Source organism: Nocardia kruczakiae NBRC 101016, assembly GCF_001612965.1.
Lineage (GTDB): Bacteria > Actinomycetota > Actinomycetes > Mycobacteriales > Mycobacteriaceae > Nocardia > Nocardia kruczakiae.
In genome coordinates this window covers 223,583-249,235 of record NZ_BDBL01000006.1, presented here as the reverse complement: position 1 = coordinate 249,235, position 25,653 = coordinate 223,583, and the positions used below count along the sequence as shown (strand labels likewise).

25 protein-coding genes and 2 pseudogenes are annotated in these 25,653 nt (G+C 67.6%); 7 read left to right on the top strand and 20 right to left on the bottom strand.

Annotated elements, in window-relative coordinates; genetic code table 11:
- Nucleotides 1–649: 649 nt before the first annotated feature.
- Complete coding sequence (locus tag NK1_RS07100; RefSeq protein WP_063007747.1) at nucleotides 650–1,312, bottom strand: TetR/AcrR family transcriptional regulator; 663 nt, start codon at nucleotides 1,310–1,312, stop codon at nucleotides 650–652.
- 114 nt (nucleotides 1,313–1,426) lie between these two features.
- On the opposite strand from NK1_RS07100, the gene NK1_RS07095 reads away from it, so the two are divergent.
- The 3 genes from NK1_RS07095 to NK1_RS07085 all read left to right on the top strand — a co-directional run bounded on the left by NK1_RS07095 (nucleotide 1,427) and on the right by NK1_RS07085 (nucleotide 4,517).
- Nucleotides 1,427–2,275 carry an SDR family oxidoreductase gene (locus NK1_RS07095; RefSeq protein ID WP_063007746.1) on the top strand — a complete coding sequence of 283 codons (849 nt, stop codon included), beginning with the start codon at nucleotides 1,427–1,429 and terminating at the stop codon, nucleotides 2,273–2,275.
- Nucleotides 2,275–3,372, top strand: a complete 1,098-nt coding sequence (locus tag NK1_RS07090) for an MBL fold metallo-hydrolase (RefSeq protein WP_063007745.1) — start codon at nucleotides 2,275–2,277, stop codon at nucleotides 3,370–3,372. Before NK1_RS07095 ends, NK1_RS07090 begins: the two co-directional genes overlap by 1 nt.
- A gap of 104 nt (nucleotides 3,373–3,476) precedes the next feature.
- Nucleotides 3,477–4,517, top strand: a complete 1,041-nt coding sequence (locus NK1_RS07085) for an alpha/beta hydrolase fold domain-containing protein (protein ID WP_084460651.1) — start codon at nucleotides 3,477–3,479, stop codon at nucleotides 4,515–4,517.
- Between the two features lie 119 nt (nucleotides 4,518–4,636).
- Here NK1_RS07085 and NK1_RS36160 read toward each other — a convergent pair.
- A pseudogene (locus NK1_RS36160) lies at nucleotides 4,637–4,880 on the bottom strand (hypothetical protein); the annotation flags it as partial.
- A gap of 202 nt (nucleotides 4,881–5,082) precedes the next feature.
- Between NK1_RS36160 and NK1_RS07080 the strand changes: the two are divergent.
- Together NK1_RS07080 and NK1_RS34255 are read left to right on the top strand one after the other, a co-directional pair.
- Nucleotides 5,083–5,388: a hypothetical protein gene (locus NK1_RS07080; protein ID WP_157104126.1), complete on the top strand. Its 306-nt coding sequence runs from the start codon at nucleotides 5,083–5,085 to the stop codon at nucleotides 5,386–5,388.
- A gap of 67 nt (nucleotides 5,389–5,455) precedes the next feature.
- Nucleotides 5,456–5,623, top strand: coding sequence for a hypothetical protein (locus tag NK1_RS34255; RefSeq protein ID WP_157104125.1), 168 nt, complete (start codon nucleotides 5,456–5,458; stop codon nucleotides 5,621–5,623).
- A 226-nt stretch (nucleotides 5,624–5,849) separates the two neighbouring features.
- Here the strand turns inward: NK1_RS34255 and NK1_RS07075 are convergent, their stop codons facing one another.
- Genes NK1_RS07075 through NK1_RS07065 form a run of 3 tightly spaced genes read right to left on the bottom strand, consistent with a single transcriptional unit; the run spans nucleotide 5,850 to nucleotide 8,562 of the window.
- On the bottom strand, nucleotides 5,850–6,782 hold the full coding sequence (locus NK1_RS07075) for an SMP-30/gluconolactonase/LRE family protein (protein WP_063007743.1): 933 nt from the start codon (nucleotides 6,780–6,782) through the stop codon (nucleotides 5,850–5,852).
- On the bottom strand, nucleotides 6,779–7,648 hold the full coding sequence (locus NK1_RS07070) for an NmrA family NAD(P)-binding protein (RefSeq protein WP_063007742.1): 870 nt from the start codon (nucleotides 7,646–7,648) through the stop codon (nucleotides 6,779–6,781). The genes NK1_RS07075 and NK1_RS07070 overlap by 4 nt, the downstream gene beginning before the upstream one ends.
- Nucleotides 7,645–8,562, bottom strand: a complete 918-nt coding sequence (locus NK1_RS07065) for an EamA family transporter (protein WP_084460650.1) — start codon at nucleotides 8,560–8,562, stop codon at nucleotides 7,645–7,647. The genes NK1_RS07070 and NK1_RS07065 overlap by 4 nt, the downstream gene beginning before the upstream one ends.
- Before the next feature lie 79 nt (nucleotides 8,563–8,641).
- Between NK1_RS07065 and NK1_RS07060 the strand changes: the two genes are divergently transcribed.
- Complete coding sequence (locus tag NK1_RS07060) at nucleotides 8,642–9,514, top strand: LysR family transcriptional regulator (protein WP_063007740.1); 873 nt, start codon at nucleotides 8,642–8,644, stop codon at nucleotides 9,512–9,514.
- A gap of 302 nt (nucleotides 9,515–9,816) precedes the next feature.
- Here the strand turns inward: NK1_RS07060 and NK1_RS07055 are convergent, their stop codons facing one another.
- The 10 genes and pseudogenes from NK1_RS07055 to NK1_RS07015 all read right to left on the bottom strand — a co-directional run bounded on the left by NK1_RS07055 (nucleotide 9,817) and on the right by NK1_RS07015 (nucleotide 20,786).
- Nucleotides 9,817–10,074, bottom strand: a complete 258-nt coding sequence (locus tag NK1_RS07055; RefSeq protein WP_157104124.1) for a hypothetical protein — start codon at nucleotides 10,072–10,074, stop codon at nucleotides 9,817–9,819.
- Nucleotides 10,075–10,112: 38 nt separating this feature from the next.
- Nucleotides 10,113–10,366: pseudogene (locus NK1_RS33500) on the bottom strand (Hsp20/alpha crystallin family protein); the annotation flags it as partial.
- 1,084 nt (nucleotides 10,367–11,450) lie between these two features.
- A complete protein-coding gene (locus NK1_RS07050; RefSeq protein ID WP_218023071.1) occupies nucleotides 11,451–12,980 on the bottom strand; it encodes a molybdopterin-dependent oxidoreductase in 1,530 nt (509 codons plus the stop codon).
- 19 nt (nucleotides 12,981–12,999) lie between these two features.
- Nucleotides 13,000–14,766: a glycoside hydrolase family 15 protein gene (locus NK1_RS07045; RefSeq protein ID WP_063007737.1), complete on the bottom strand. Its 1,767-nt coding sequence runs from the start codon at nucleotides 14,764–14,766 to the stop codon at nucleotides 13,000–13,002.
- A 25-nt stretch (nucleotides 14,767–14,791) separates the two neighbouring features.
- The gene (locus tag NK1_RS07040; protein ID WP_063007736.1) at nucleotides 14,792–16,585 is read right to left on the bottom strand and encodes a thiamine pyrophosphate-requiring protein; all 1,794 of its coding nucleotides are present in this window, start codon (nucleotides 16,583–16,585) and stop codon (nucleotides 14,792–14,794) included.
- Nucleotides 16,578–18,158: a GMC family oxidoreductase gene (locus tag NK1_RS07035; protein WP_084460659.1), complete on the bottom strand. Its 1,581-nt coding sequence runs from the start codon at nucleotides 18,156–18,158 to the stop codon at nucleotides 16,578–16,580. The genes NK1_RS07040 and NK1_RS07035 overlap by 8 nt, the downstream gene beginning before the upstream one ends.
- Before the next feature lie 116 nt (nucleotides 18,159–18,274).
- Complete coding sequence (locus NK1_RS07030) at nucleotides 18,275–18,934, bottom strand: gluconate 2-dehydrogenase subunit 3 family protein (RefSeq protein ID WP_063007735.1); 660 nt, start codon at nucleotides 18,932–18,934, stop codon at nucleotides 18,275–18,277.
- Nucleotides 18,934–19,395: an HAD family hydrolase gene (locus NK1_RS07025; protein ID WP_063007734.1), complete on the bottom strand. Its 462-nt coding sequence runs from the start codon at nucleotides 19,393–19,395 to the stop codon at nucleotides 18,934–18,936. The genes NK1_RS07030 and NK1_RS07025 overlap by 1 nt, the downstream gene beginning before the upstream one ends.
- A 3-nt stretch (nucleotides 19,396–19,398) precedes the next feature.
- Nucleotides 19,399–19,686 (bottom strand): hypothetical protein, encoded by a 288-nt coding sequence (locus tag NK1_RS34250; protein WP_157104122.1) that lies wholly within the window; start codon nucleotides 19,684–19,686, stop codon nucleotides 19,399–19,401.
- Nucleotides 19,687–19,754: 68 nt separating this feature from the next.
- Entirely contained in the window at nucleotides 19,755–20,786 is a 1,032-nt protein-coding gene (locus NK1_RS07015) for an SDR family oxidoreductase (RefSeq protein ID WP_063007732.1), read from the bottom strand.
- A gap of 100 nt (nucleotides 20,787–20,886) precedes the next feature.
- Between NK1_RS07015 and NK1_RS07010 the strand changes: the two genes are divergently transcribed.
- Nucleotides 20,887–21,366: a MarR family winged helix-turn-helix transcriptional regulator gene (locus NK1_RS07010; RefSeq protein ID WP_063905920.1), complete on the top strand. Its 480-nt coding sequence runs from the start codon at nucleotides 20,887–20,889 to the stop codon at nucleotides 21,364–21,366.
- A gap of 249 nt (nucleotides 21,367–21,615) precedes the next feature.
- Here the strand turns inward: NK1_RS07010 and NK1_RS07005 are convergent, their stop codons facing one another.
- The 5 genes from NK1_RS07005 to NK1_RS06985 form a co-directional block, all read right to left on the bottom strand.
- Nucleotides 21,616–21,804 (bottom strand): SPW repeat protein, encoded by a 189-nt coding sequence (locus tag NK1_RS07005; RefSeq protein WP_063007731.1) that lies wholly within the window; start codon nucleotides 21,802–21,804, stop codon nucleotides 21,616–21,618.
- 65 nt (nucleotides 21,805–21,869) lie between these two features.
- Nucleotides 21,870–22,475 carry a hypothetical protein gene (locus NK1_RS07000; RefSeq protein ID WP_063007730.1) on the bottom strand — a complete coding sequence of 202 codons (606 nt, stop codon included), beginning with the start codon at nucleotides 22,473–22,475 and terminating at the stop codon, nucleotides 21,870–21,872.
- Between the two features lie 18 nt (nucleotides 22,476–22,493).
- The gene (locus NK1_RS06995) at nucleotides 22,494–23,468 is read right to left on the bottom strand and encodes an MlaD family protein (RefSeq protein WP_063007729.1); all 975 of its coding nucleotides are present in this window, start codon (nucleotides 23,466–23,468) and stop codon (nucleotides 22,494–22,496) included.
- On the bottom strand, nucleotides 23,465–24,553 hold the full coding sequence (locus tag NK1_RS06990) for an MlaD family protein (RefSeq protein WP_063007728.1): 1,089 nt from the start codon (nucleotides 24,551–24,553) through the stop codon (nucleotides 23,465–23,467). Before NK1_RS06990 ends, NK1_RS06995 begins: the two co-directional genes overlap by 4 nt.
- Nucleotides 24,550–25,653, bottom strand: a complete 1,104-nt coding sequence (locus NK1_RS06985; protein ID WP_063007727.1) for an MlaD family protein — start codon at nucleotides 25,651–25,653, stop codon at nucleotides 24,550–24,552. The genes NK1_RS06990 and NK1_RS06985 overlap by 4 nt, the downstream gene beginning before the upstream one ends.

Genomic DNA, 25,653 nt, shown 5'->3' with positions numbered 1-25,653 from the left:
ACACCTTGTTCGACGGGTTCCGGCCGCTGAGTTCCTTACGCAGCGTCGTGTTCGGAGTCGCGATTGCCACCGCGTGGTACTACGCCCGCCTCGATGCGCAATATCGGAGACGACTACGACCTTGTTCACGTTGCTACGCCTGCTCTTGGGCGTGACGGTCATGGAAGACCCCTGAGACGCATCGCGCGGAGCCGCGGTGCGGCCCACGAGGTCGAGGTCTTCGATGTTGAGCTGGAGCAGTTCTTCGGCGCGGGCGCAAGTCTCGTAGAGCATTCAGTGTCTTCTCCCGCAGGTGGATTTCGCGGCGGGCGATGAGCCGGTCAATCGCGGTCCGTGAGCGGACCGGGGTCTCGGAGTCCGGCGGAGTCGAGCGCCCGGCCGTCGCGGGGAGCGTCGGTGCAGTCCAGCCCTGCTCGGCGCACCAGCTCAGCCATTTGCCGACCCCGGCGCACCGCGCGTTCCAGGTGTTGACCGCCGTGCTGCCCCAAAGCGATTCGAGCGCGGCGCCGATCCGGTCGTCGAAGGGGTTCAGCGGTCTGCGGGTCCGCCGATTCGTCGCCCAGCTGACGGCGCGCACCGGTCGGCCGGGCGATCTCGCCGAGGTCGATCACGCCGTCGCGCCGAGACGATGGGGCGGTTCGCACGGGCACTATGAAGACGATGTGGTGGTGTTCCAGCGTGCGCGGGCGGCGGCGAACAGGTCCACGCAGACCGTCACGAGGTCGGCGGGGTCGTCATGGCAACCGTCCATCAACCAGTCGACCAGCAGGTGGTTGACGCCGCCGACCAGTGCGGTCGCGGTCAACCGCTGGGCTCGCGTCAGCGAGCGAGGGCTCTCTGTCGCCCAGATGGCCATCACGGTGTCGACGAAATCGCGCAGAACCCGATGGCGGCGCTGTTCCATGTCCGGTGAAACCCCGACGACCTCGATGAGCACTACCCGCGCGCGGCGCGGGTCGCTGGTCAGGTAGTGGATGAAGGCTTCGAGTCCGGCTGCGGTGAGTGCGTCGAGATCGGGATCGGCCTGCTCGAGTGCGGCGATGGTCTCCGCGCGCATCGTCTCGGCCAGGTTGTCGTAGAGGGCGGCCAGGCAGAACTCCTGGTTGGAGAACGACTCGTAGAAGTACCGCTCGGTGACGCCGGCGCCGCGGCAGATCTGCTTGATCGACGCGGCCGCGTAGCCGGCCGTGCCGTACTGCTCCAGAGCGGATTCGAGGATGGCCGCCCGGCGCTGACGCACTCGCTCCTCCGGAGCGACACCGGAGTACTTGCGGCCGGAGGGTTTCGGGCCGGGGGGTCCCGGGCGGGTCATGTGGGGCCTTTCCTTCCTGCCGACGAGGTGCAATACTAGCCGAACCATTTCTGACAATCGCGATTGCCCAACATTGATCGCTGTGTCGAGCCGACGCAGGGAAGGCATCACACAATGACGGAAACAGCACTGGCAGGGCGCATCGTGGCCGTCACCGGCGGTGCGCAGGGCATCGGGCGCGAGATCGCGCGCCGGCTCGCCGAGGCCGGTGCCCGGGTCGCGATCGGCGATCGCGATATCCAGGCCGCCGAGGCCACCGCGCAGGCGTTACCGGGTCAGGTGCATGCGTTCACGCTCGATGTGACCGATACCGGGTCGTTCCGCCGGTTCCTCGCCGAAGTCACCGCCTTGTGGGGTCCACTCGACGTGTTGGTCAACAACGCCGGTGTCATGTGGGTCGGGGCCTTCGAAGACGAACCCGAGACCGCGACCGAGCGCATGCTCGCGGTGAACCTGCACGGCGTGATCCGAGGCGTGCGCTTGGTCGCACCGTCGATGCGCGAGCGCGGCCGCGGTCACTTCGTCACCATCGCCTCGGCCGCCTCCAAACTCGCCCCGCCCGGAGAATCCACCTACGCCGCCACCAAACACGCCGTCCTGGGCTACCTCACCGGCGTCCGCGAGGAACTGCGCGGCAGTGGCGTCGAGATCTCGGTGATCATGCCCGGCGTCGTGGACACCGAGCTCGCGATCGGCACCGACAGCGGCGCGACCTCGCCGTTGCAGCCCGGCGACGTCGCCGCCGCCGTCGTCGCGGTCTTGCGCCGCCCACGTTTCGAGGTCACCGTGCCGGCCTCGATCGGTCTGCTGGTCCGCATCGCCGCTGTGCTACCGCAGTCGATCCGTGACCAGGTATTGCGCCGCACGGTGCCCAACCAAGTCGAGGCAACACGGAATTCGAACACCCGCGCAGGCTACGAACACCGCGCCCTGACCGAGACCACCGACCCGAAGGAGTCCTGATGACCAACATCGAATCCGGCACCGTCCGCCCCATCCCCGAGTTCTCCGGCGTCCACGACATCTGGCCCCGGGGCCGGCGGCTCGACGCTGTTCGCGAAGCGGCACTGAGTTACCGGGAACGATTTCTGCGCCAGGGGCAGGTGAAAGCGGTCAAGAGTTTCGACATCGCCGCCGCCCCGTATCCGGCGCAGTACGCGTTCCAGAACTACTCGGTCAACCTCAACCCCTTCATCTCGATCATCAACCGCATGTTCGTGATCCAGTTCGAGGGCTTCGACGGCGAACTGAAGACCCTGGTGTGGGAACCCACCGTAGCCGCCGGTTCCGCGGAAGCCCCGTTCTACGGCCAGTTGCAGCGCTTCAGCCGCCGCGTCGGCCTGGAATCGCTGTTCGTCAAGTACTACAACGAGCCCGATCAGGTGCTGCCGCGCCTGGGGTTGACCAACGACGACGTGGACTACATCAGCTTCGACCACCTCCACGTCCAGGACCCACGCATGATCGTGGGCAGCAGCGAGCCCATCGAAGGCGAGGCCGAACCGCGCAAGCCCTTGTTCCCCAACGCCAAACTGCTCGTGCATCGCCGGGAACTGGGCACCTTCGAGTCCATGCACCCCATGCAATGGGCGTGGTATGTCGACGGCGGCATGAACGGGGTACCCGCGGATCGGCTCGAAATCTTCGACGGCGATGTCGAACTCGGAGTCGGGGTCAGCCTGCTGTGGACACCCGGCCACACCGACGGCAACCATTCTCTGGTCGTCAACACCCCCGACGGGGTGTGGGTGTCGTCGGAGAACGGGATGGCCGCCGACAGTTGGCAACCCGAACTGTCGAAGATTCCCGGCGTGCGCCGCACCGCCCAGTTCTACGGCCGCGAGGTCGTGCTCAACGCCAACACCCTCGAAGACTCCCTCGACCAGTACGACTCCATGGTGAAGGAGAAGACCCTCGCCAGCCCGTCGCCGCGGAACCCGCAGTGGCGCCAGATCATCCCGTCCTCCGAATGCGCGAACTGGAAGCGACAGTGGCCGCTCGTGCCGACCTTCAGCCACGGCGGCCTGGACTACGGCACCATCACCGTCCCCACCCGGTAACCAGGCTCGACCCCCCACCCGCACCGGAGACCGGACTCCCCGCCCGCACCGCACACCGCCGGGGCGGGCGGACCTCCCTGTGCACCCTGATCTCGAGGAACCCCATGTACACATCCGATCCGGTCAGCGCCTCGACCCGGCCGGCCGAACCCGCCGCACCACACCCGGCAAGCGGTCGCTCCGATGATCCGGTGATCACGGTGGCGCGCTCCTTCGCCGCGTGGCTGACCATCTGGGCGTCGCGAATCTTCGTGCGGCCCACACTGTGGCTACTGCCGCTGCATACCCCCCTCGGTGTGCTCGGCTACCGCTTCACGCAGGTCGTGGCCTGTCGGATGTGGTTCGCTCCGACGCTGCCACCCATGAGAGTCGATGCCGCAGGACCCAACGGCCGGACCATCGGAGAATGGGTCGGCGGGCCGGCAGAGCCCGGCACCCGGATGATCTATTACATCCACGGCAGCGGATACATCAGTTGCAGCCCCTGGACCCACCGCGGCCTGGTGTCGGAACTGACACGCCGACTGCACCGACCCGCCTACGCCGTGCGCTATCGGCGAGCACCGAAATACCGCTTCCCCGCCGCCCATGACGACATCCTCAACGGCTACCTGTGGCTGATCGACCAAGGGCATACCGCCAGCGACATCATCGTGATAGGCGATTCGGCCGGCGGCCACCTCGCCCTGGGCCTGTGCGCCCAACTCCGCGAACTCGGAGTTGACCAGCCCGCGGCGGTGATCGGATTCTCCAGCCTCGTCGACCCGACCTGGCAGCTCGCGGCGGCCCACAACACACACGTGTGGGACCAGTTCGTCTCCGCCCGCACCGGTCGACGGATCACCCAAACCTATTTCGTGGACACCGATTTCAGTGATCCGCGCCTGGACGTCCTCGCCACGGTCGGACCCGACCTGCCGCCGATGCTGTTGCAGACCGGCGGCAGCGAGGTTCTCGCCTCGGACTCCCAACACTATGCCGCGGCACTGCGCGCGGCAGGCGGGCGGTGCGAACTCGAGCTGTGGCCGGGAATGTTCCATGTGTTCCAGATGGGATACCCGCGGCTGTCGGAGGCACGGAGCGCACTCGACAGCGTCGAACGGTTCGTCGATAGCATCGACGCGAACAACGGCCCGACCGCCTGACGGTCCACCCTGCGCGGTCTGCCCGAGCGGCCCCCACCACACGCAACCACAGCCAGCATCCAGACACGTCGGGGCCGGACCCCGCCCCTGAGATCGCTGATCCGCCCCGCCGCGAGCTCCTAGGGCCGATCGCCCGTCCTGCGGGGTGAGGGCCCAGCGGGTCGGAACAGAGTGTCGCGTACCCGCGCGGCCGGTAGCCGGTGGTGCCGAGCGCGGCGAGTTCGCCCCTCGATGTCGATTTCGATCGCGCCGAAGAAGTTGATGTTGGCGCTGGGCGCGGGTGAGATGTGGGCCTGCCCTGTTGTCGATGCGTTGCCCGGACCGGCGCATTTGTTCCACGGCGAGCCCGCAGTACTCGGCGATCACGGCGAGTCTGGAGTTCTCGATTTCCAGTCTCGATCGTGCCGGTCGATCGAGGTGCCGTCACCGGCGACATCGGCCCCCTCGTTCGGGCAAAGGTGAGATATGCGGTGGCACAGCCGGATCCGCGTCTGGATCGAGCTGACCTGCAGTGCGCTGTGGCTTACCATCGAAGAGGACACAGAGTTGCAGGGGGATGATCGCTATGCCGAGCCTTCGTGAGGAGTACGAGGACGTGCGGTCCCGGCTCAGCCACCTGGATCGGCGTGAACGATCTGCCCGGGCGTACGGGATCTTCTCCGAGGAGTTGGATTCCCTCGACGACAAACTCCAGCGGGCGTCGCTCCCGCCGGACGAGCGGGTCGAACTCACGAAGCTCAGCGACCATGTCCGCGGCGTGCTCGACCGGCGGCTGCGCGACCTGCAGCGCCCCACGGTCTGGAGCCCGCAACTACTACCGGAGCGCCCGGAACGAGGCTGGGGCTTTGGAGGATTCGATCGCAGCCGCTAGGGGGGCCGAGAGCGGGCGCCGGAAATCGGTCCGTGGGAGTCGCCCCAACGAAACGAAGGACAAGACCATGGAAAGGTGGATCCGCCCGGCTGGGCTCTCCCTCGGACTCGCAGTATTCGCCGCCGCGCTCCTGGCCGACGATTGGGCACCGACCCGCGCCGCCTGGTTTGCGGCCGGATGGCTCGCCGCAACCGCCTTCGTGTTCGCCGCCGAACTACGGGAACGCAAATCGTGACCGAGCATTACCTCAACCGCGCCCAGGTGGCGGAAATCCTCGGAGTGCAGCCCGGAGGGCTGGAATTATCGCTTTCGGGTGAGCACTTCTGGCGGACTCAGTTATCGGCGACACCTTCATGGCGGCCGTGCACGGCCTTTCAAGGGCCACTGTCGAATCGACACGTGTTGCCGCCCAAACGCTTCCGCGGCCGGCAGGACCAATCGCCGTGGCCGGCGCGCCCGATTCACCACGGCCGATCGACCGCGACCACCGAGTAGGGCGTGGACGGTCGCGACGGGGTGTCGTACCGGGCGTTGGGCAGATACAGACGGTGATCGAACCAGGCGACGGTGGTCGGAACATCGAAGCGCGCGTTCGTGATTCGCCGTTGCACGGTGCCGGTGGTTCCGGCGGGATCGAGGGTGATCACGGCGACCGCGTCGAGGCGGTTCTGAACTACGAGCAGGGTCGTGCCGTGGCGGAGCAGGCCGTCGCCGGCGGGGACCGCCTCGGTTCCCAGATCGATGCGGCGGGTCACCCCGGTCGCCGGATCGACGCGGAACTGCCGCCCGGTCGCCGACTGGACGAGGACGAGTCCTGCCCCGTCGGGAGTGCCCACGATCCCGTTCGCGTTGATCGCTCCGGTCACGTAGGTGATCTCACCGGTCAGTGGCAGCCGCACCACCGCCTCCGGCGGCGGCAGCGCACCATCGGGGCCGATGGGCAGGTGATACAGCACGGGAGTGCGGGAGTCGGTGAACCACGCGCCGGTCGGTGTGAACACCACGTCGTTGACGAAGGTGTCCGGGGGAGTTCCGAGTCGATAGCTCGCCAGCACCGCACCCGAGCGAATATCCACCACCCGCGCGTCACCGCCGGTACCACCGGCGACGAACAGCCGTCCGGGGTGATCGAGCCGCAAGCCCAGCGCCGGGGTGCCCGGACCGCGACTCAGGATGTCGCCGTGCCCGGTGACCAGATCCGCACGGTAGATGGAACCGTCCACGGCCGAGCCGATATAGGCCACCGGCAGCGACCCGATCGCGATACCTTCTGGCCGGAACCCGGCGGGCAGGTCGATCACGGTGGGGAACAGGGCCGGCTGCGCGTGAGTGGGAGCCGGCACGGCGATGCCGAAACACAGCAGCGCCACCGAGATACCGAAGAGCCGCTTCATGACTGCCGCCGCCCCTTCCACCACATTTCGAGAGTCGCCAGCCCGGGGTAACGCCGCCGGAGTGCGGCGATGTCGGCGCGGTAGCCGTGGGTGTCGAGCCAGTCGAACATGCACGCCAGTTCCGGGGATTCGGCTCGCAGTCGCTCGATGGGCTGCCGCTCGAACCGCGTCGGGATCCCGTCGGCCGCGCTGATCACCTCGGCGATCTGCCGCACGGTCAACTCGTCGCCGGCGATCTCGAGTTTCGTGCCGAGGAATTCGGCCCGGTGTTCGAAGACGTCCGCGGCGATGTGCCCGATATCGTCGAGGGAGATCATCTGCAGCGCGGTCTCGGCGTCCAGGGCCAGCGCGCCGACCCGGGCGCCGTGTGCGATATCCGGAAGCAGATACCGCCAGTTCTCCATGAAGAAGACCGGTCGCAGTACGGTCGCGGGCACACCGAGAGCGTCGATATGCGCCTCGATCTCGGCCTTGGACTCGAAATGCGTTACCCCCGAGGCATATCCGACGGCCGCGACGGAACTGTAGACCAGGTGCGCGACGCCCGCGGCGGCGGCCGCATCGGCGACGTTCTTCCCCCGGCGCACTTCGACTTCAGGACGCGGATCGGTGAAATCGGCCGGTTGCACACTGAATACGCCGTCCACGCCCTGTGCCGCCGCGTCCAACGACCGTCGGTCGTCCAGATCGCCTGCGACGATCTCCGCCCCCGCCGCCGCCAATTCCAGCGCCTTCGGCGTGTGCGGGTCACGCACGAGGGCGCGCACCCGCCGACCCGCATCGAGAAGGCGCCGGGTGACCGCGCCGCCCTGGCCGCCGGTCGCGCCCGTGACCAGGACGGCGCTCCGGTTTCCGGTACTCGTCATCGACCGGCCCCTTCCAGGACGGGCGCCGCATCGGCGCGGCGGGTGGGTACGGGCAGCTGTCCCGCGACGATCGCGGCGAGTGAGAGCGCGAATCCCACGAGCTGGAGCGGCCCGAGGGTCTGGCCGAGCACCACGGCGCCGAGAACCGCGGCGACCAGTGGTGACAGCAGGACGAGAACCGCGACGGTGGTCACCGGGAGCATGGTGATACCGCGGAACCACAGCACGTAGGCGATCAGGCCGCCCGCCACACCGAGCCACAGGTAGCCGAACACGGCCGTCGAATCCACGGCGGGTGGCAGGCCCTCGACGGCGAAGGTGAGGGGTAGCAGGAACAGGCCACCGGCGGTGAGCTGCCACCCGGCGAAAGTGACCGGACCGGCCTCGGCCGGGCGTCCCCAGCGTTTGGTCAGCGTCAGCCCGAGCGCCATCGACGCCGCGCCTCCCAGCCCCGCCGCCACCCCGACGGTGTCCAGCGCCGCGGTCGGCCCGATCACCACCAGGCCGACGCCCAGTACCCCGATCGCTCCCCACAGGAGTCGCCAGATCGACGCCCGTTCGCGCAGGACGGCCACCGCGAGGAGCGCCACCACCGACGGCTGCGCGGCGGCCAGCGTCGCGGCCACTCCGCCCGGCAGCCGCTCGGCCGCGATGAACAGCAGCGCGTTGAGCGCCCCGATATTCAAGACGCCGAGCACGGCCGCCTTCCACCACCACTGCCCGCGCGGCAGCGTCCGGGTGACGGCCAGCATGATCAGGCCCGCCGGCAACGCGCGCAGCAGAGCCGCGAACAGCGGGTGTCCGGGCGGCAGTAGTTCGGTCGTGACGATGTAGGTGGTGCCCCAGACCGCGGGCGCGAACGCCGTCAAGACGCCCGTGGTGCCGGAAACCCACTGTGGTGCTGGACTTTTCATACTTGCCATCTCACCCGGACTGTGTCGATGAGTCCAACACATGTTTGTCACCGCATCAATCTCGATACAAGATTGATCTATGGAGCTGCAGCAGATGCGTTACGTCCTCGCGGTCGCCGAGACCAACAGCTTCACTCGCGCGGCCGAACGATGCCTGGTCGTCCAATCCGCGCTGAGCCACCAGATCGCTCGGCTGGAACGGGAACTCGGTGCGAAACTGTTCGAGCGCACCAGTCGCCGAGTGCGGTTGACCCCGGCGGGTGCCGCATTCCTCCCGGCCGCGCGGCAGTGTCTGGATGCCGCCGAGCTGGCGGCCGCCGAGGTCGCGGCGGCAGTCGGTGAGATTCGCGGGCGGCTGGCGGTCGGATTGATCCCGACCGTCGCCGCGGTCGACGTGCCGGACGCGCTGCGCGAGTTCCGCCGGCGGTATCCGCACGTGCGGATCAGTCTGCGGGTAGGCGCCAGTGACGAACTGGCAGAAAAAGTTCGCGACGGTGCGGTCGACATCGCCTTCCTCGGCCTGCCGACCACCGCGACACCGCAGGGCGTCGCGGCCCGGGAATTGGCGCGCGACCGGCTCGTCGCCGTAGTCGCGCCGGATCATCCGCTGGCCGCGGAGCCGACGGTCGACCTGCGCAGGCTGTCGACGGAGGTCTTCGTCGACCTGCCCGCCGGGACCGCCGGACGGATCCAATCCGATCAAGCCTTCGCCGCCGCCGGTCTCGATCGTGACGTCGCCTTCGAGGTGACCACCGCGGATTACATCGCGCGTTTGGTCGGACCGGGCCTCGCCGTGGCCATGCTGCCGGCCGCGTACGCGCCCCAGCTCACCGGCGTGACGACGATCGACGTCTCCGACGCCCCGGCGCGCGTCGAATACGTCATCTGGAGCCGCGCCGCCCGTGCCCCGGCGGCGACCGCGTTTCTCGGCATTCTCGATATCGTGCCGTGACCGAACAAGGCGTAGGCCGAACAAGAAGGCCGGGTGGGCCCGGAAGCGTGTGCTGACCGGTCCCACCCGTGGACACGAAGATTATGCGGACTCGACCGGCGGAAACGAGGCCCGGTTTGGTAGGCCACACGGGTGGCAGAACTCGGCAACCACAGTGTGCCGGTGAGCGATTCATCGGGCCGGCTCGGATGCGGTGTGCTCGGGCCTGCTCGCTGCCCGGCCTCGGTTTCCGCCGTGGGCCGAGGGTGTGATGTGCGTAGTGCTGAAGACGGGCATCACCTCCTTGTCGTCGTTTCGCGCGATCACACCGGTCCGGGCGGACTGCGCTGGGTTACCGGTCCCGGCGGCGGCCGACGGCCTCGTAACCGGCGCGGCGGCGGCCACCGCCGTTCCGCGGGCGCGGGGTTCGGGCGTCGGCGGGGAAACGGCGGCGGCTCCCGGCCGGCATCGCGCAGGATGGCGCCGACCTCGGCGAACAGTTCCTCGACGTCGGGATCGAGCTCGAGCAACCGGGCGTCCAACCAGGACAGGGCCCGAACGCGGTCCTCGTTCTCGGTCACCGCCGCCCACGCCACCGGAGTCACGGCGCGGCTCGCGGTCAGGCGTTGATCGCCTGACGTTCGGTTTCCACCCGGTCCACGGCGATCTTGCGCGGTTTCGCCTTGTTCGCCAACGGAATCGCAATCGCAGCACTCCGTCGCGATAGTCGGCGCGAATACGGTCGGTGTCGAGGCTGTCGCCGAGCATGACCTGTCGCCGGAAGACCCCGCGGACCCGTTCGGCCGCGATCATCGATCTTCCCGAGTCCAGTTCCGGGCGCGAGGCCCGCACCGTGACCACATTGCGTTCGATCGCGACCGGCCTGGGGTGCTTTGCCCGAACCGGCGAACGCATCGTGCCCGATCCTGTTCGCATCGAACCTGACTGGCTCAATTCCCACTCCTTCGCCGCCCGCCTGGTACTCAACGCGTCGACCCGCAGACGTCGGCGAGGTCGTCGCGTGCCAACATCAGCGCCTCGGGCGCCACGAGGTACGCCTCGAGTCCCGATCGGTATGCCGGGCGCAGTGCCGTTCGACGCCAAAGCTCTCATGCGCTTCCATGGAGATATGGCAACGAAAAACGTTGAGCGTCAACGCTTCTCCGTGTAAGCTGGTGCCAAGGAAGTGATCGGCCTGCCGGCGTCCATGTCGGCGCCAAGGTTGCGCAGGGGTCGCGATCACGGTTCTCGCTTTCCGTCCGTGCCCGCCGGAGCTTTGAGATCCCGGTCGGCAGCACCCAACACGGCCGGCAGGCCCAGCTGAGTGTGGCGACCAAGCCGAACACATCATCGGCGGCGGTGTCTGATTCGAGCGCTTGTTCGAGGTCGGCGGGCGTCCGGTCTGTTCTAACGCTATCGAGCGCTCACCCGCGGTACCGTCGTACTTGCGGGGCCTGGCCACGCGGCAGATCATGGGCCATAACGTCTGCGGTTGAGCCAGGCAAGCAATATGTTGCCCAGTCTGTGGCGGGTGCTTTCCGCCGGGCAGTCGGGCGGCGTCGGGAGTGCGGGTCGTCGTGGCAGAGAGCTCGGGCTGGGCCGCCACTCCCCCACTACCGCTGCCGAGTGCCGAACGACGTCGGTAGACCAGATGGCGTGCAACCTCCGAAGTTCATCGGAGATCGATTGTGGCTGCGTGGCGGTCGATCGGATGGCGGCGGTGGCCAGGTGTACCAGCTCACGGGCCAGTGGGGTGGGTAGGTCACCCAGTAGCGCGCGTTGTTGTTGACATTGCAGCAGTTCGCCATCGCCGGCGCCGAGGCCGCGTCCATGTAGTACGGCGGCACGTGCGGCCGCAACTTCCTGCTGCACGTCTGCCGCGGCTGTCGGGTCGCGCGGTGAGGTGTCGGCGCATGGGGAGTTCATGATGGTGGCCTCCTGCGCGGGTGGAAGGGGGTCAGATGCCGGGTGCGTTGGCATAGAAGAGTTGGTCTTCGCGATAGCCGCCTTGCCCCATGCCGATTCGTGTGGTGTCGTCGACGAACTCGATCGCTTTGACCCATTTGACCATTTTGTATCCCAGCTGGGTTTCCAGGCGGATTCGGGCGGGTGCGCCGTGCTCGACGGGAAGCGGTGCTCGGTTCATTTCCAAGGCCAGCAGGGCTTGTGGTGTCTTGGCGATTTCGATGGGCACCGCCTCGTAGTAGTAACCGTAGCGGCCGTGGCCTTCGGTGAGTCCCTTGTCGTCCATTCCGTAGAACACGACATGTGTTGCTGTGGCGGCGGGTTGGACGTGCTCGATGAGGTCGGTCAGTGGCACGCCGCCCCATTCGGCGATCGCGGTCCAGCCCTGGATGCAGTTGTGTTTGGTGATCTGTCGTTGCCAGCCGATTTCGGCCAGTTCCGGCAGCGAGAGCCGTTGGGGTCGAGCGACGAGGCCGCCGATCGGTAGCCGGTAGTTGTCGAATCCGGTAGCGGCCAGTGTTTCGTATTCTTTTGTGGTGGGCGGGTAGCCGTTGACGCGGTGGTATTCGGAGATGTCGCGTCGGCGGTAGTGCTGTCGGGAGGTTGTGGCGATCCGGGAGATCAGGTATTCGAACGGATGCACCACTACGCCGAGCAATCGCTGCGTCCGGCGCGGTTGCAGGCGTGAGAAGATTGTCGCGGCGATGTTGAGCGCGATGATGGTGAGCAGGCCGAGCGATCCCACGATGGTGGCGAGGGTGTGGTCGGCGTTTTCCGAGCCCAGCACGATTTTGGCGAACTCGCTGGGGAGGCCGTGCACGATCACCATCAGCACGTGCACGACGACGAATCCGGCGAAGGCGCACAACCCGATGAAATGTATGCTGCGTGCGCCCTGCTTGCCGCCGAATAGTTTTCCGTACCAAGGAAATCGAGCCAGTACCGCAGGTGACATTGCGGCGCCGGAGGCGATTTGAAGTGGTGCAAGCACGAACACGACGGCGCAGTAGGCGAGCTTTTGCGCTGCGTCGAACGGTTCTCCCGGCAGTTGTGGTGCGAGCTGGAAATGCAGATAGGTGCCGATGTCGCGGACGGCGTGCGGGAAGATCGCCCAGTCGGTGGGGATCAGGTAGCGCCAGTATCCCGATGCGAATACTGCCAGGACGTAGACGGCGCCGGTGAGTATCCAGAATTGCACGGTCAGGAAGTGCCAGTGCCGGCCCAATCCGAGGTTGCTGCGTCCGGGGAGTGCGATAACCGGATTCCATTCTTCTTCCTCGTCGAGGGAGGTCCATGCCCGCCGCGAGTCGGCTCCGTACTGTTTCGCCGAGAATCGCGTCCACTCGCGGCCCGGGTGGCATCCGTCGTTCCAGTACAGCTTGGGCATCGAGGAGAGGACTTCGATGCCGGAGCGCATGAGCAGGCTCATCCAGAGGATGTTCAGCGCGTGGGTGATGATCACGAAGAGCGGGAACTGCGGAATCTCGTTCATGGCTCTGCCTTTGGGGATCGGACGGCGCACGGCTTGTGTGGATGCTCGCTCAGTTCGTGGCGACGGCATTCGGGCTGGTGGCCAGTCGCTGTGCGGACTCGAGGAGTAGGGCGTGGACGAACGCTTGGGGCATGTTGCCGCGTAGTTGGCGTTGGCGGACGTCGAACTCCTCGGTGAGCAGGCCGGGCGGTCCGCATGCGGCTCGGTTGCGTTCGAACCAGCGAAATGCTTCGGTGTCATCGCCTTGGTGCCAGGTCGCCAGGCTCATGATAAACCCGCACAACAGGAATGCGCCTTCGGCTTCGCCGAGTGGTCGAGCGTCGTGGGCGAATCGGTATACGTAGCCGTCCTCGGTGAGTTCACGGTGGACCGCGGCGAGGGTGGCCAGGGTGCGTGGGTCGTGTGCCGGCACTGCGCCGCGCACCGGTGGCAGCAGCAGTGATGCGTCGGTGGTCGCCAGTTCCGGGTTACGCTGCCAGAAGCCTTGCGGGCTCAGGCAGCGGCGGGTGGTTTCGGCCAGGATGGCGTCGGCGAGACCGACCAGCTCGCCGCCTCGTGCCGCGGGCATCTGGGTGGCGATGGCTCGCAGCCCTGCCACGCACGCCAGCCGGGACTGGGTCCACCAGGAGTCGTGGAGCTCCCAGATTCCGGCCTCCGGGCGTTGCCATCGGGTGGCGATGAGGTCGACGACGACGTCCACCGCTTTGCGGGCGTCGCCCTCGAGTTGGTCATAGCGGGCCATGGTGGCCAGCAGCTGCAGGATTTCACCGAGCGCGTCGAGCTGAAACTGGCCGGTGACCCAGTTTCCGACGACACCCGTGCCGCCGGGATAGCCCGACAGCTCGAGTGTCGATTCGCGGGGCAGGGCCGAGCCGTCAGTGCGGTACGCGGGGGCGAGGCGATCGCCGTGTTCGAGCACGCGAGCGGTGGTGAAGGCGACCGCGTCGTGCAGCAGTGGGTGGGGCTCGGTGACGGCGGCCGCGAGTCCGGCGTAGCACTGGTCCCGCAGCCAGACATAGCGGTAGTCGTAGTTGCGGCCGGCTTCGGCTCGTTCGGGCAGGCCCAGGGTGGCGGCGGCGACCATGCCGCCGCCTTGTGTGGTGAGACCGCGCAGTACCGCGTAGGCGTGGCGCGCGTCGCGGGGTGCCACGCTGTGGTCGAACTCGGGTACTGCGACCTGCCAGGCGTATTCGGTTTCGGACCAGGCCACATCAGCGTCGATCGGCTCATCCAGGGGCCGGTCGCTGATCTCGAGCACCAGGTCGTGGTGGCTGCCGCCGCGCAGTGTCAAGTCCAGCCGTAACCGGTGGTGCTCGTCCGGCGTCGCGTCGGGGGCGCCGGACCAGCGCAACCACAGTCCTCCGGTGCGGGCGCTCCAGCGACCGTGTCGGTCGCGCCGCAGCTGGCGCATTCCTCGACGGCCGAAGCCGTCGCGCACGTCGAGTTGCACGTGTATGGCGACGTCGCGGTCCACCGCATCGATGCGGCGTAAGAGCACCACTCGGTGGGGGTCGCCGGGGAATCGCAGGGCTTCCCGGCATTCCACGACAGTGTCGGTGGTGACCCAGCGGTTGCGCCAGATCAGTGTGCCGGGCTCGTAGTAGCCGCCCCACACCGAGGTGCCCGCGGGGCTGACCGAGTAGGCTCCGCTGCCGCCGATCAGTGTCGACAGCACGGCCTCGTCGTCCCAGCCCGGCGCGCACAGCCAGGCGATGTCGCCGCGGGGCCCGCACAGTGCGCCTCGTTCGCCGTCGGCCAGTAGCGCGTATTCGCGCAGTACATGCGGCGGGAAGGCCTGCCAGTCCGTCTCGCTCATGGTTTCACCGTCGGTTCGGTTGTGGTCATTCAGCGGTCCGGTGCGGCAGGAATTCCTGGGCCTTGGTTTTGAGACCTTGTTTGATGATTTCCCACCTGTCCGCGTCACCCTTGGCCAGGGCCAGGGCGGCGTCTTTCATCTGTTCGACGGTGGCGTGCGGCGGTATCGGCGGGAAGTTCGGGTCGCAGTGCACATCCAGCACCGTCGGCCGGTCGGCCGACAGGGCCCGTTGCCAGGCCGAGGCGAGCTGGTCGGGATCGGTGATCGTCTCGGCCGCCAGCCCGAGCCCGGCAGCGAACGCCGCGTAGTCCACGTCCGGAAGACGTTGGGACTGTTCGAATTTCGGTGCGCCTTCCATTGCGCGCATCTCCCAGGTCACCTGATTGAGATCGTTGTTGTGCAGCACGGCGATGATCAGGCGCGGGTCGGTCCAGTCGGTCCAATATCGTTTGATGGTGATGAGTTCGTTGAGTCCGTTCATCTGCATCGCGCCGTCGCCGGCGAACGCGATCGCCGGCCGGTCGGGACAGGCGAACTTCGCACCGATCGCATAGGGCACGCCCGGGCCCATGGTTGCCAGGTTTCCCGACAGTGACCCGCGCATGTCGGTGTGGAAGCGCAGGTGCCGGGCATACCAGTTCGCCGAGGAGCCCGAGTCCGCGGTGACGATGGCGTCGGCGGGCAGTTGTGCCGACAGTTCCCAGAACAGGCGCATCGGATTGACTGGGTCGCCGTCGACCATCGCCTCGGCCCGCATCGTCGACCACCAGGTGTCGACGTTCTTCTCGATCTTCTCCCGCCATGATCGATCCTCGCGCCGCCGCAGCCGTGGCAGCAGCGCGCGCAGTGTCGCCTGGGCGTCACCGACGAGATTGACCTCGTAGGGATAGCGCATGCCGACGAAGCGGCCGTCGATGTCGATCTGCACTGCCCGCGCCTGTCCGAACTCGGGCATGAACTGGGTGTAAGGGAAACTGGAGCCGATGGTGAGCAGCGTGTCGCAGCCGCGCATCATCTCGTAGCTGGGCCGGGTGCCCAGCAGCCCGATCGAACCGGTGACGAAGGGCAGGTCGTCGGGTAACACGTCCTTGCCGAGCAGCGCCTTCGCGACGCCGGCACCCAGCACGTCGGCGACATCGACGATCTCTCGGCGTGCGCCGCGTGCGCCCTGGCCGACCAGGATCGCGGTCTTGTTCCCGGAATTGAGGACCTCGGCGGCGCGGGTGATCGCCTCGTCGTCGACGGTGGGTGTCGGGAAGTCGATACCCAGGGAGGAGGGCACCATCTTGAATTCGTGGCTCGGTGGGGAGTAGGGCAGTTCTTGGACGTCGGCGGGAATGATGATCGCTGTCGGCGCGCGTTGGCTCAGGGCGGTGCGGATGGCGCGGTCGAGGACGTTGGGCAGCTGTTCGGGCACCGTGACCATCTGGACGTATTCGGAGGCAACGTCTTTGAACAGTGTCAGCAGATCGACTTCCTGCTGGTAGGATCCCCCCATCGCCGAGCGGTTGGTCTGCCCGACGATCGCCACCACCGGCACGTGGTCGAGTTTGGCGTCGTACAGGCCGTTGAGCAGGTGGATCGCCCCGGGCCCCGAGGTCGCCGCGCAGACGCCCACCCTCCCGCTGAACTTGGCGTAACCCACTGCCTCGAAGGCGGCCATCTCCTCATGACGCACTTGAATGAAGCGAGGATCGTCCTCGGCGCGACCCCATGCGGCGAGCAGTCCATTGATGCCGTCACCGGCGTAACCGAAAACGGTCTCGACACCCCACTGCCGAAGCCGGGCGAGCAGGTGATCGGCAACTGTTTCAGGCATGATGTCGTCCTCCTACGGGTGCGCTGGGGATCCGGGCTGCGCCGATGAGCCGGTCGGCGGCGCGGGCGGCGATGGCCATGATCGTCAGCGCGGGGTTGGCGGCGCCCTGGGTGGGCAGGACGCTTCCATCGGTGATGTACAGGTTGGGTATGGCGAAGCTGCGGCAGTCCGCGTCGACGACTCCGTTCTCGGGCCGGTCGCCCATGCGGGCACCGCCGACCAGGTGCGCGTATCGCTGGAAGGTGATGACTTCCCGCGCGCCGGCCGCGCGCTGAATGTCTTCCATGACCGACTGCGCGGCCTGCATCAGCGCGCGGTCGTTGTCGCACTGGCTGTAGGAGAAGCGGGCGATCGGCAGCCCGTGGCGGTCGGTCTCGTCGGCCAGGCTGACCCTGTTCTCGGCGCGGGGCAGGAATTCGCACAGCGCTCCCAGACACGACCAGTGCACGTAATCGCGCATGTACTCCCGCAGCGACGCGCCCCAATGCCCCTGTCCGATGATGTGTTCGGACCAGGTGATCGGCAGCGGCGACACCGTTTGGATCGAGAAACCGCGCGCGTAGGGCTTGGTGGGGTCGGTTTCGTAGAACTGTTCGCTCGATACTTCCGGTGGTGGTGCCTTGTACATGCGCACTTCGTCGTCGAAGCGGCCGGCGGTTTGCGGCGCGCCCTGCACCATGAGGTAGCGGCCGACGAGGTCGTGGTCGTTGCACAGTCCGTCGGGAAAGCGTCGCGTGGCCGAGTTGAGCAGCAATCGCGGCGTTTCGATCGAGTAGCCGGCGACGATGACGAGGCGTGCTCGCTGCAGATGCTCGACTCCTTCGCGCACGTACCGCACACCTGTGGCTTGTCCGGTGCGGTCGTCGATCTCGATACGGGTGACCATGCAATCGGCGCGGATCTCGGCGCCGTGGGCCAAGGCGTCGGGCACGTGGGTGATCAAGGGGGAAGCTTTGGCGTTGACCTTGCAGCCTTGCAGGCAGAAACCGCGGTAGATGCAATGCGGGCGATGCCCGAATCTGCCGTTGGTGATGGCGACCGGGCCGACTTTGGTGGTGATCGCGAGCCGGCGCGCTCCCCGCTGCAACACCTCCCCGTTGCCGCCGACCGGATGCGGCGACTGCGGATAGGTGTGCGGGACTCCCCACGGCCAGTCCTCCCCCGCTACCGGTAGCTCGGCTTCGATCGCGTCGTAGTAGGGCTCGAGATCGGCGTAATCGATCGGCCAGTCCGCACCGACCCCGTCGCTACTGCGGGTGCTGAAGTCACTGGGATGCAGCCGGGGCGTATAGCCGGCATAGTGCACCATCGACCCGCCCACGCCACGCCCGGAGTTGTTGGCGCCCAACGGAACCGGGTCCGCGCCGGCGATGACCCTGGGTTCGGTCCAGTACAATTGATGCGAGCCGGCCTCGTCGGAGACCCAGTCACGGTCGGGGTCCCAGAACGGGCCCGCGTCCAATGCCACCACCCTCCACCCTGCGCGAGCCAACCGCTGCAGCATCGTCGCACCGCCCGCCCCGGCGCCGACGATCACGGCGTCGACGACCTCGCGATCGGCGAAGCGGCGCATGTCGCGGCGCAATCCATGATCGCTGCGCTGGTCACCGAGCGGCAGCAACCACGCCGAAGCATTGCGTTGCCGTACCGCGTCGGCCGCGCCGTCGCGCAACGGCCACTGTCCCCACTTCACCGCGTCACCTCCGGTGGCTCGGCGACCGGGTCGACGTCGGTGTGGTCGCGCACCTCCCACGGCTCGCGCCGATCGATACCGGTGTTCTTGTATCCGCGCGGGTAGGCCGGTCCGCTGAAACCCATTTCGTTCCACGCCCACGGGTGGGAGTAGAAGGCGCTGCACGCGTAGCGTGTCCACAGGCTCCACACTCGGCCGGCGGGCATCCCGTGCCAAGACTTGTCGACCAGGTCCGCGACGGTCTGGATCAGCGTCTTGCGCGCCTCATCGGTGCAGCGAGCGAATCCGGCGCCGTAGGTGTCGTGGGCGTCTTCGTCGAGTCCTGCCAGACTGATCCGCCACGCCTGACCGTCTTCGGGCATGTCTTCGTAGCGCCATCCGTCGGTACTGGCCTCGGCCAGACGTGAGTCGATCATCGCCAGCACCGGCACTTTCGGTTCATCATGCTGGTCGAGCAGCAAATCCAGTAGCGGGCCGGCGACGGCCTCCTCGTCGGGGGTGAAGAACCGGATCGGCGGCGGTGGCCCCAATCGAGCCAGCACCACCCCGGCCGTCACCGGATCCCAATAGTCGGCCTGGGCCAGCACGTCGAAATAGGGGAAACGCGGCTGCCGACCACCGGGCGTGGTTCCCGGCGATATGTTCGTGCGCCGCATCAGCGCTCCCGCCGTAGCAGGGCCGCCAAAAGGCCCATGCCGCCGACCATCGTCACCAACAGTGGAGCCAGCAGCGGGGGCCCCATCTCCAGGTTGTAGCGGGCGTTTCGCCAGCCCCCCGGTTTCTGGCCGATGCCACGAGCATGCAGATAAACCCCCTGCACCCCGTTGGCCACAATGACCGCCGAAGCGATCGGCAGGACGGTGTGGGCGGCTCGCGCACTGAAGAATCCGGCCACTCCAGCAGTAGCGCCAACCGGCCCCAAAGCCACCGGCAACCACATCATCCGGTTGCCGAAACTGGCCCGGTCATGCTCGAAGAAGATTTCCGCGGCCGTCACCAGCGCACCAGCGGCGGTCAGCGCCGACAGGCTGCGCTCGAAGCGGCCGGTGCGGACCTCGGTGATCGCATGCTCGGCATCGCGGCGGAAAACAGCGGGACCAGGTAGGGAAATCGTCATCGGTCATCTCCTCGCGAAGGCTGTAGGTGACGTGGGCCGGGCCAGCAGTGCCAGGCCGACCGAGAGTGCGGCGCTGGCCAGGGCCGGGCGCCGGTATCGGGGTGAGCCGAGAAATGCGGCCATGCTCAGGGCATGCAGGAGGTCCACGGCACGCACGACGCGCACCCACGGTCGAGGCGCCACCACCAGCACCGCGCCCTGCACCCCGTATCGGGCGCCGAGCAGCCGCGCCACGATCACGGCCCTCGGGGCGGGGCCGACGAACCGGCGAGGAGCGCTCAGCAAAGTCACACCGCATAGGCCGGCGACGATGCCCGCCAGCCGGCTCCGCCGGACCGCCGAACCGGATGCGCGGGCGCTCACAGCCGGGACCGGCGCGAACGGGACCACAGGCCCAGCGCCGCCATAGCCGCCCCGGCGACGGCGGCGGCCACCGTGCCGTGGTGCTGGCTGGCCCACAACTGCGCACTGTGTTCGGTGGACCGGGAATCGAAGATGCCGTGAGCGCCGAAGTCCCTGCCCTGCTCGCCATCGGCGGGATGCCACAGATTTTCGGGCTGCTCAGGGTCGCGGGGTTGATCGGTCTGCTGGGAATCGAAACCCGTTTTGGCCAGGTAACGATCGAGCAGGCCCGGCGCGATCGCATTGGCGGCCAGCGTGCCCGCGGTGCTGCCGCCCACCCAGTATTCGCGTCGATTCGGGTGGTCGGCGGCGTAGAGCACAGCGCGGGCGGCGACCTCCGGCTGGTAGATCGGCGGCACCGGCTGAGCCTGCTTCGGCAGCCGCGACAGCACCCACGAGAACTGCGGCGTGTTCACCGCGGGCATCTGCACCATGGTTACCCGCACCCTGCTGCGCTCGTGCAGCAGTTCGCATCGCAACGACTCGTGAAAACCTTGAATGGCGTGTTTCGCTCCGCAATAGGCGCTCTGCAGCGGGATGCCGCGATACGCCAGCGCCGACCCGACATGCACGATCGTGCCTCGATCGCGGGCCTTCATCCGCTTCAGAGCCGCCATCGTGGCATAGACGTAGCCGAGGTAGGAGACCTCGGTGACCCGCCGGAACTCTGCGGGCTCGATCTCGTCGAACGGTGCGAACACGGAAGTGAACGCGACATTCACCCACACATCGATCGGCCCGAGTTCCTGTTCGACCCGCTCGGCCGCCGCTGTCACCTGCTCGCTCTCGGCCATATCGGTGGGCACGACCAGAGCGGTGCCGCCCGCCCGTCGAATCTGCTCGGCCGCGGCCGCCAAACCTGTTTCGCCCCTGGCGAGCAGCGCTATCCTGTCGCCTCGCCGGCCGAAGGCCACCGCCGTCGCGCGCCCGATACCGCCGCTGGCACCGGTCACCACAACCACCCGCGACCTATGTTTGCTGTCGGTCATGACACCTCCGTTCTGCCCACCGCCTACCCGGCACCCCGGACAACAAACATCAGCGCGCAATATTTGCGTAAGCGCACGCAAAAGTGGGAACGTCTCCCTCGTGACAGCGCGCGAACCAGACGAACCCGGGGCAGAGCTCGACGCTCAGGTGCACGCGGTCATGCGCGCCGCGCAGGCGCTGGTCGGCATCGCCGTACGTTCGCTCGAGGAGGTCGAAAACCTCCTCTCTATGCAGCAACTGCGGGTCTTGGTCATCGTCGCTACACAGGGCCCGATCAATGTGAACGCCCTCGCCGACGCCGTCGGCATCCATCCCTCCAACGCGACCCGCGCCTGCGACCCCCTCGTCGCCCGCGAACTTCTCAGACGTCAGGAGTCATCCACCGATCGCCGCCAAGTGCAACTGGCCATCACCGAGCACGGCCGCCACCTCTTACAGTCGGTCATGCGACGCCGACACAACGCGATCACCCGAATCCTCGCCCAAATGCCACCCACGCACCGCGGAGACTTCGTCGGCGCCATGGAGTCGTTTGCCGCGGCCGCCGGTGAAGTGGTCGACGACGGCCTCTGGCAGTAACCGCGCCCCAAGCACCTACCAGCACAGCGAATCACCGGCCGCACTCGACGCTGCTGCTGATCAGGCGGCCGGCTCCAAGCCGCAGGCGCCGAGCGAGTCACCGACGATATGGCATGTGTGCCAGCCCGATCGTCGAGACGGGATCCGCGTCGGCTTCGGCGCACGGGCGGTTGCCTCGCTCGCGGGATGTCCGGTGCGAGCCGAATCCCAGTGGTTATCGGCTCGCACCTCATCGTTGGCGGTTCGCGCTCATCCAGTCCAGCGCATGCCCAGTGCCATCGAGCTCAGTCCGTGCAACACGGCGACCGCACCGGCGACCACGTTGCTCCAGATCGTCGCGGGATGGGCGACATTGCCACTGACCACCCAGGGGCTGATGATCATCCACCCGCCGATCAGCGGAGCGGCCCAGACGATGCCGTGTACGCATCCGTACATCCGGATTTCAGGATTGCGGTCCCAGGTGCTCAGGGAGCATCAGCGCAGACAACGCTGACACGCGGTCATTTGGCGGTTCGGCCCAGCGGAATGCCTTCGTTGCCGACGTCGGTGATCTTCCACTCTGCGTTCTTGTCCACCGTGATCTTGTAGGTCACGGTGGTCGTCCCGCCCTCGGGTGTCTGGGCACTCGTGGAGTCGACGGTGAGAAAGGCGTTCACGACGTACACGCCGTTGCTGTCCGACATGACCCTGGCGGCGATGGGTGTGGCGGTAGAGGTCCATCGCAACGGTGTGAGCAGGTCGCGCAGTTTGGGTGCGGTGGCGTCGAATTTCGCCGCCAGCTCGGGTGTGGTGCCGGCCTTCAGCTTGCCGAGCCAGGCGTCGAAATTCCGGTAGTCGATGGTGGACGCGCCCAGCGCGTAGTCGGTGGCCACCTGTTCGGCGCGATGTCCGTCGGCGGCCGCGGCGTCGCGGTCGGCGAGCTCGCCGCGCGCCAGCGCCCACAGCACTCCGACCGTGATCAAGGCCGCGACCAGCAGTGCGCCGACCGCGGCGACGATCAACGTCGACACTCGCACCCCCACGGTCCGGGGGACGGCGTCCGGCTCGCGTCCGGCGGCCGCAGCGGGCGCCTCGGTGGTGGCCTTCTCGTCGACCGCTGATGCCATGGGTGTCTCCTCGTGGTGCTATTTGACGGCGATCCGCAGGTGCAGCGCACCGTCGGCGGTGGTTGCGTGCAGGGCTTGGGATATGAGAGTGCTCAAGTCGATTCGCCCCGCGGCGGCGGTGGCGGATTCGGCGAGCGGCCGCAGCGCCGGCGCGAGCTGTTGCAGCTGCGGGCCGGATTCGTGCAGAAGATCGACGAGCCGATTAAGAAAGGGCAGGATGCCGTCGCCGTGCACATAGTCCTCGGGCATGGTGCCGCCCTCGTGATTGCGGATCATCACGTTCTCGACGACTCCGACCACCTCGCTGACCTTGCCGCCGAACAGCCCCCAGTACGGTCCGCTCGCGGCGACCGCCGGGCCGATCCACTCGCTGTCGGCGGCAACGCGCTGCAGTTGGTCGAGCAGGGTGCGCATTTCGCCCGAGCGCGACATGAGGGTCGCCGCCAGGAGTCCGGTGGACCGGCCGAGTTCGGGAATGATGCGGTCGGTGCCCGCCAATCCCTGCGACAGGGTGTCGATCAGCTCGCTCAGGGCCTGGGGATCGAACTGCTGCAGGAGGCGGGTCACCGCATCGGCCATGTCCGGGATCGAGACCGGCATGCGGATCTGCTTCGCGTCCAGGCGTTGTCCGTCGGTGAGGTACGGCGCCCCGGCCGCGGCGTCGGGCCGGAATTCGAGATACGGTTCACCCATCGCCGACAGTTGTTCGATCACGACCGAACTCGAGGCGGGAACCAGGTAGTCGTGTTCGATACGCAGGTCCACCACGACGCCGCGATCGGCCGGACGCACCGCCGTCACATCACCGACCCGCACCCCGCGATACAGCACCGGCGACTTTTCCAGCAGCCCGGACGAGTTCGGCAGCGCCATGCTGACCCGCAGGTAGTCCCGCAGCCAGTCGACGCGGACCACACCGAAGGCGAGATAGCCGGCGCCGAGTACCAGGACGATCGCGATCGCGCCCAGCGAGGCCGCCGTTTCGCGTTTCATCGCACCATTCCGATCATGCGCAGTGTGTCGAGCATTCGGCCCACCTGCTGGTCGGCGGGCAGCGCGGGAGCGTCGGCGCGGTCGATGCCGGTGATGTTCACCTTCGGCCCGTGTTCGAAGTAGGGAATGATCTTGTCCCGCAACAGCGCTACCAATCGGTTCAGATTCGAGGGTGCGTGCAGATCGAAGGGCCGGCTGCCGAAGACCAGGGGCACGAACGCTTCGGCCGCCACGTCACCGGAGGCGGCCAGCGGCGCCAGCCATTCGATGCTGTGGGCGATACCGCCCAGCCCGCCGATCACGCCCAGCAGTTGGACCACCGAGGCCGAGGCGGCGGTGACCTGTGCGGCCGATTCCGGGGTGAGGAGGTCGGTCAGCTGCGCGGCATTGTCCTGCATGGCCTGGATATCGGTCCGAATTCCATCGCCCAGACTGCTGAGCGAATCGAGGTTCGCGGCGACATCGGCGAGGTCGGCGCCCAGGACACCGGCGACGCGCGACGTCTCGGCCGGATCGCTCGGCATGGCGGCGTTGACCTGGGCGACGATGTCCTGGAATTGGCCTACCGCACCGGAGCCGGTGAACGTCGCCACGCCGGAGAGGATGTCCTCCACCTGCAATGCGGGTTTGCTCTGCGCCAGCGGTATCACACCGTCGGGCGCGACAGTGCGGCCGTTACTGCCTGCGGGAGTGGATAATTCGATGTAGATGTCGCCGAGAAGAGTGTTCTGCCGCAGCTGTGCCGTCGTCGCGGACGACAGCCGCACGGACCGTTGAATCTCCACGTCGGCAACGGCCATACCCGGCGTACCAGCGCCCGGGTTCGTCACCCGGACCGCGGTCAGGCTGCCGACGCGCACACCCGCCGACATCACCTTGGCCCGCGCGGGCAGATTCAGCGCGTTCGCGAACTCGATGCGCACATGGTAGGTGTCCCCCGACACCCCCGTTCCGGGCACCGGCATCGAGCCGGGATCGAGACCACAGCCCGCCGACAGCGCCGCGGCCAGCGTGAGCGGGACGATTCGCCACACCCAGCGGATCCGGCAGGTGCGCCCCGGGCGCGGCGGGCGGAGCCGGTTCATCGCGCCCCTGTCGCCGCTAGGAGGAGCTGCGCGAGGCCGATCGTCGCCGGGTGATCGCCGGATTCGGGACAACCGCCCGGGGTGAGCGCGTTCAGCGCGGCACACACCTGTGCGGAATCCGCAGGCGGCAGCGCCACTTTCGGCGTGGTATAGGTCAACGCCGCATCATTCGGACCGGGGTCGGCGACCCGTCCGAAGGCGGACACGATCGGCGGAATCATGGTGATGATCTCCTTCAGGGATCCGACGCCGGCGGCGAGCATGCGCAGGGAGGGTGCCGCTGCCTTGAGTCCGTCGAGAACGGGCCCGCCGAGGGGGCGAACGATGCTGTTGGCCCAGACGAGCAACTGCCCGACGCGGTCGATGATCGGAATGGCCAGGCCCATGATCGAGTTGTCGATGAACTCGAAACCGGGGCCGAGCCGCCCGATGGCGGCCTTGACGTCGTCCCAGTCGACAGCCAGAGTCTGTGACAGCGCGGAGATCGCGTCGATCAGGTCGCCGAGGTGGCGGGTCGCGGCGTCCGGAGAACGCAGCGCCGCGCCGAGCTCGGTGATCAGTGTGTTGATCGCGGGGCCCGTGCCGGCGGTCGCCGCGCGCAGGGCCGCCACACCGGCGTGGATCCGTGTCGCCGCAGCGGGATCGCCCTTCCCGTCGAGCTCGCCCGCAACTTTGGATACGGCATCGAGGGTTTCGGTGATGCTCTTGGGGGTCAGCGTGCGCGTGATGCACCGGTGCGGATCCCAGGTCGCCGACGCGTTCCCGTCGAACAGAATCGCGAGATCGCGATCTGCCACGAGACTGTCGGATACGGTCGCGGCCGCGACATCACCGCGCAGCGGATGGTCCGCCGCCATCCGGAAATCGACCCGCACACTGCTGGCACCCGGAGTCAGCGCGGTGACCGTGCCGACCGGGATGCCGCGCACCGTCACGTGACTGCCCACGTAGAGCCCGATGGCGTCGGGCATCGTCGCACAGTATGCCCGTGTCTTCTCGACCGGCGCGACGACGAGAAAATAGCCCGCCACGACGACGACGGCCAGCAGCAGCACACAGGCGACGGACATGAATCCACGTCCGGCGAGTAGACGCTTCAT

Excerpts from the sequence above, each read along its gene's own strand:
- NK1_RS07080 (WP_157104126.1), top strand. The coding sequence starts at position 5,083 with ATGCCGAGCCTTCGTGAGGAGTACGAGGACGTGCGGTCCCGGCTCAGC.
- NK1_RS07040 (WP_063007736.1), bottom strand. The coding sequence starts at position 16,585 with ATGCCTGAAACAGTTGCCGATCACCTGCTCGCCCGGCTTCGGCAGTGG.
- NK1_RS07095 (WP_063007746.1), top strand. The coding sequence starts at position 1,427 with ATGACGGAAACAGCACTGGCAGGGCGCATCGTGGCCGTCACCGGCGGT.
- NK1_RS07045 (WP_063007737.1), bottom strand. The coding sequence starts at position 14,766 with ATGAGCGAGACGGACTGGCAGGCCTTCCCGCCGCATGTACTGCGCGAA.
- NK1_RS06990 (WP_063007728.1), bottom strand. The coding sequence starts at position 24,553 with ATGAACCGGCTCCGCCCGCCGCGCCCGGGGCGCACCTGCCGGATCCGC.
- NK1_RS06995 (WP_063007729.1), bottom strand. The coding sequence starts at position 23,468 with ATGAAACGCGAAACGGCGGCCTCGCTGGGCGCGATCGCGATCGTCCTG.
- NK1_RS07015 (WP_063007732.1), bottom strand. The coding sequence starts at position 20,786 with ATGACCGACAGCAAACATAGGTCGCGGGTGGTTGTGGTGACCGGTGCC.
- NK1_RS07030 (WP_063007735.1), bottom strand. The coding sequence starts at position 18,934 with ATGCGGCGCACGAACATATCGCCGGGAACCACGCCCGGTGGTCGGCAG.
- NK1_RS07065 (WP_084460650.1), bottom strand. The coding sequence starts at position 8,562 with ATGAAAAGTCCAGCACCACAGTGGGTTTCCGGCACCACGGGCGTCTTG.
- NK1_RS07100 (WP_063007747.1), bottom strand. The coding sequence starts at position 1,312 with ATGACCCGCCCGGGACCCCCCGGCCCGAAACCCTCCGGCCGCAAGTAC.
- NK1_RS07075 (WP_063007743.1), bottom strand. The coding sequence starts at position 6,782 with ATGAAGCGGCTCTTCGGTATCTCGGTGGCGCTGCTGTGTTTCGGCATC.
- NK1_RS07070 (WP_063007742.1), bottom strand. The coding sequence starts at position 7,648 with ATGACGAGTACCGGAAACCGGAGCGCCGTCCTGGTCACGGGCGCGACC.
- NK1_RS06985 (WP_063007727.1), bottom strand. The coding sequence starts at position 25,653 with ATGAAGCGTCTACTCGCCGGACGTGGATTCATGTCCGTCGCCTGTGTG.
- NK1_RS07060 (WP_063007740.1), top strand. The coding sequence starts at position 8,642 with ATGGAGCTGCAGCAGATGCGTTACGTCCTCGCGGTCGCCGAGACCAAC.
- NK1_RS07035 (WP_084460659.1), bottom strand. The coding sequence starts at position 18,158 with ATGCGCCGCTTCGCCGATCGCGAGGTCGTCGACGCCGTGATCGTCGGC.
- NK1_RS07090 (WP_063007745.1), top strand. The coding sequence starts at position 2,275 with ATGACCAACATCGAATCCGGCACCGTCCGCCCCATCCCCGAGTTCTCC.
- NK1_RS07085 (WP_084460651.1), top strand. The coding sequence starts at position 3,477 with ATGTACACATCCGATCCGGTCAGCGCCTCGACCCGGCCGGCCGAACCC.
- NK1_RS34255 (WP_157104125.1), top strand. The coding sequence starts at position 5,456 with ATGGAAAGGTGGATCCGCCCGGCTGGGCTCTCCCTCGGACTCGCAGTA.
- NK1_RS07005 (WP_063007731.1), bottom strand. The coding sequence starts at position 21,804 with ATGTACGGATGCGTACACGGCATCGTCTGGGCCGCTCCGCTGATCGGC.
- NK1_RS07025 (WP_063007734.1), bottom strand. The coding sequence starts at position 19,395 with ATGACGATTTCCCTACCTGGTCCCGCTGTTTTCCGCCGCGATGCCGAG.
- NK1_RS07000 (WP_063007730.1), bottom strand. The coding sequence starts at position 22,475 with ATGGCATCAGCGGTCGACGAGAAGGCCACCACCGAGGCGCCCGCTGCG.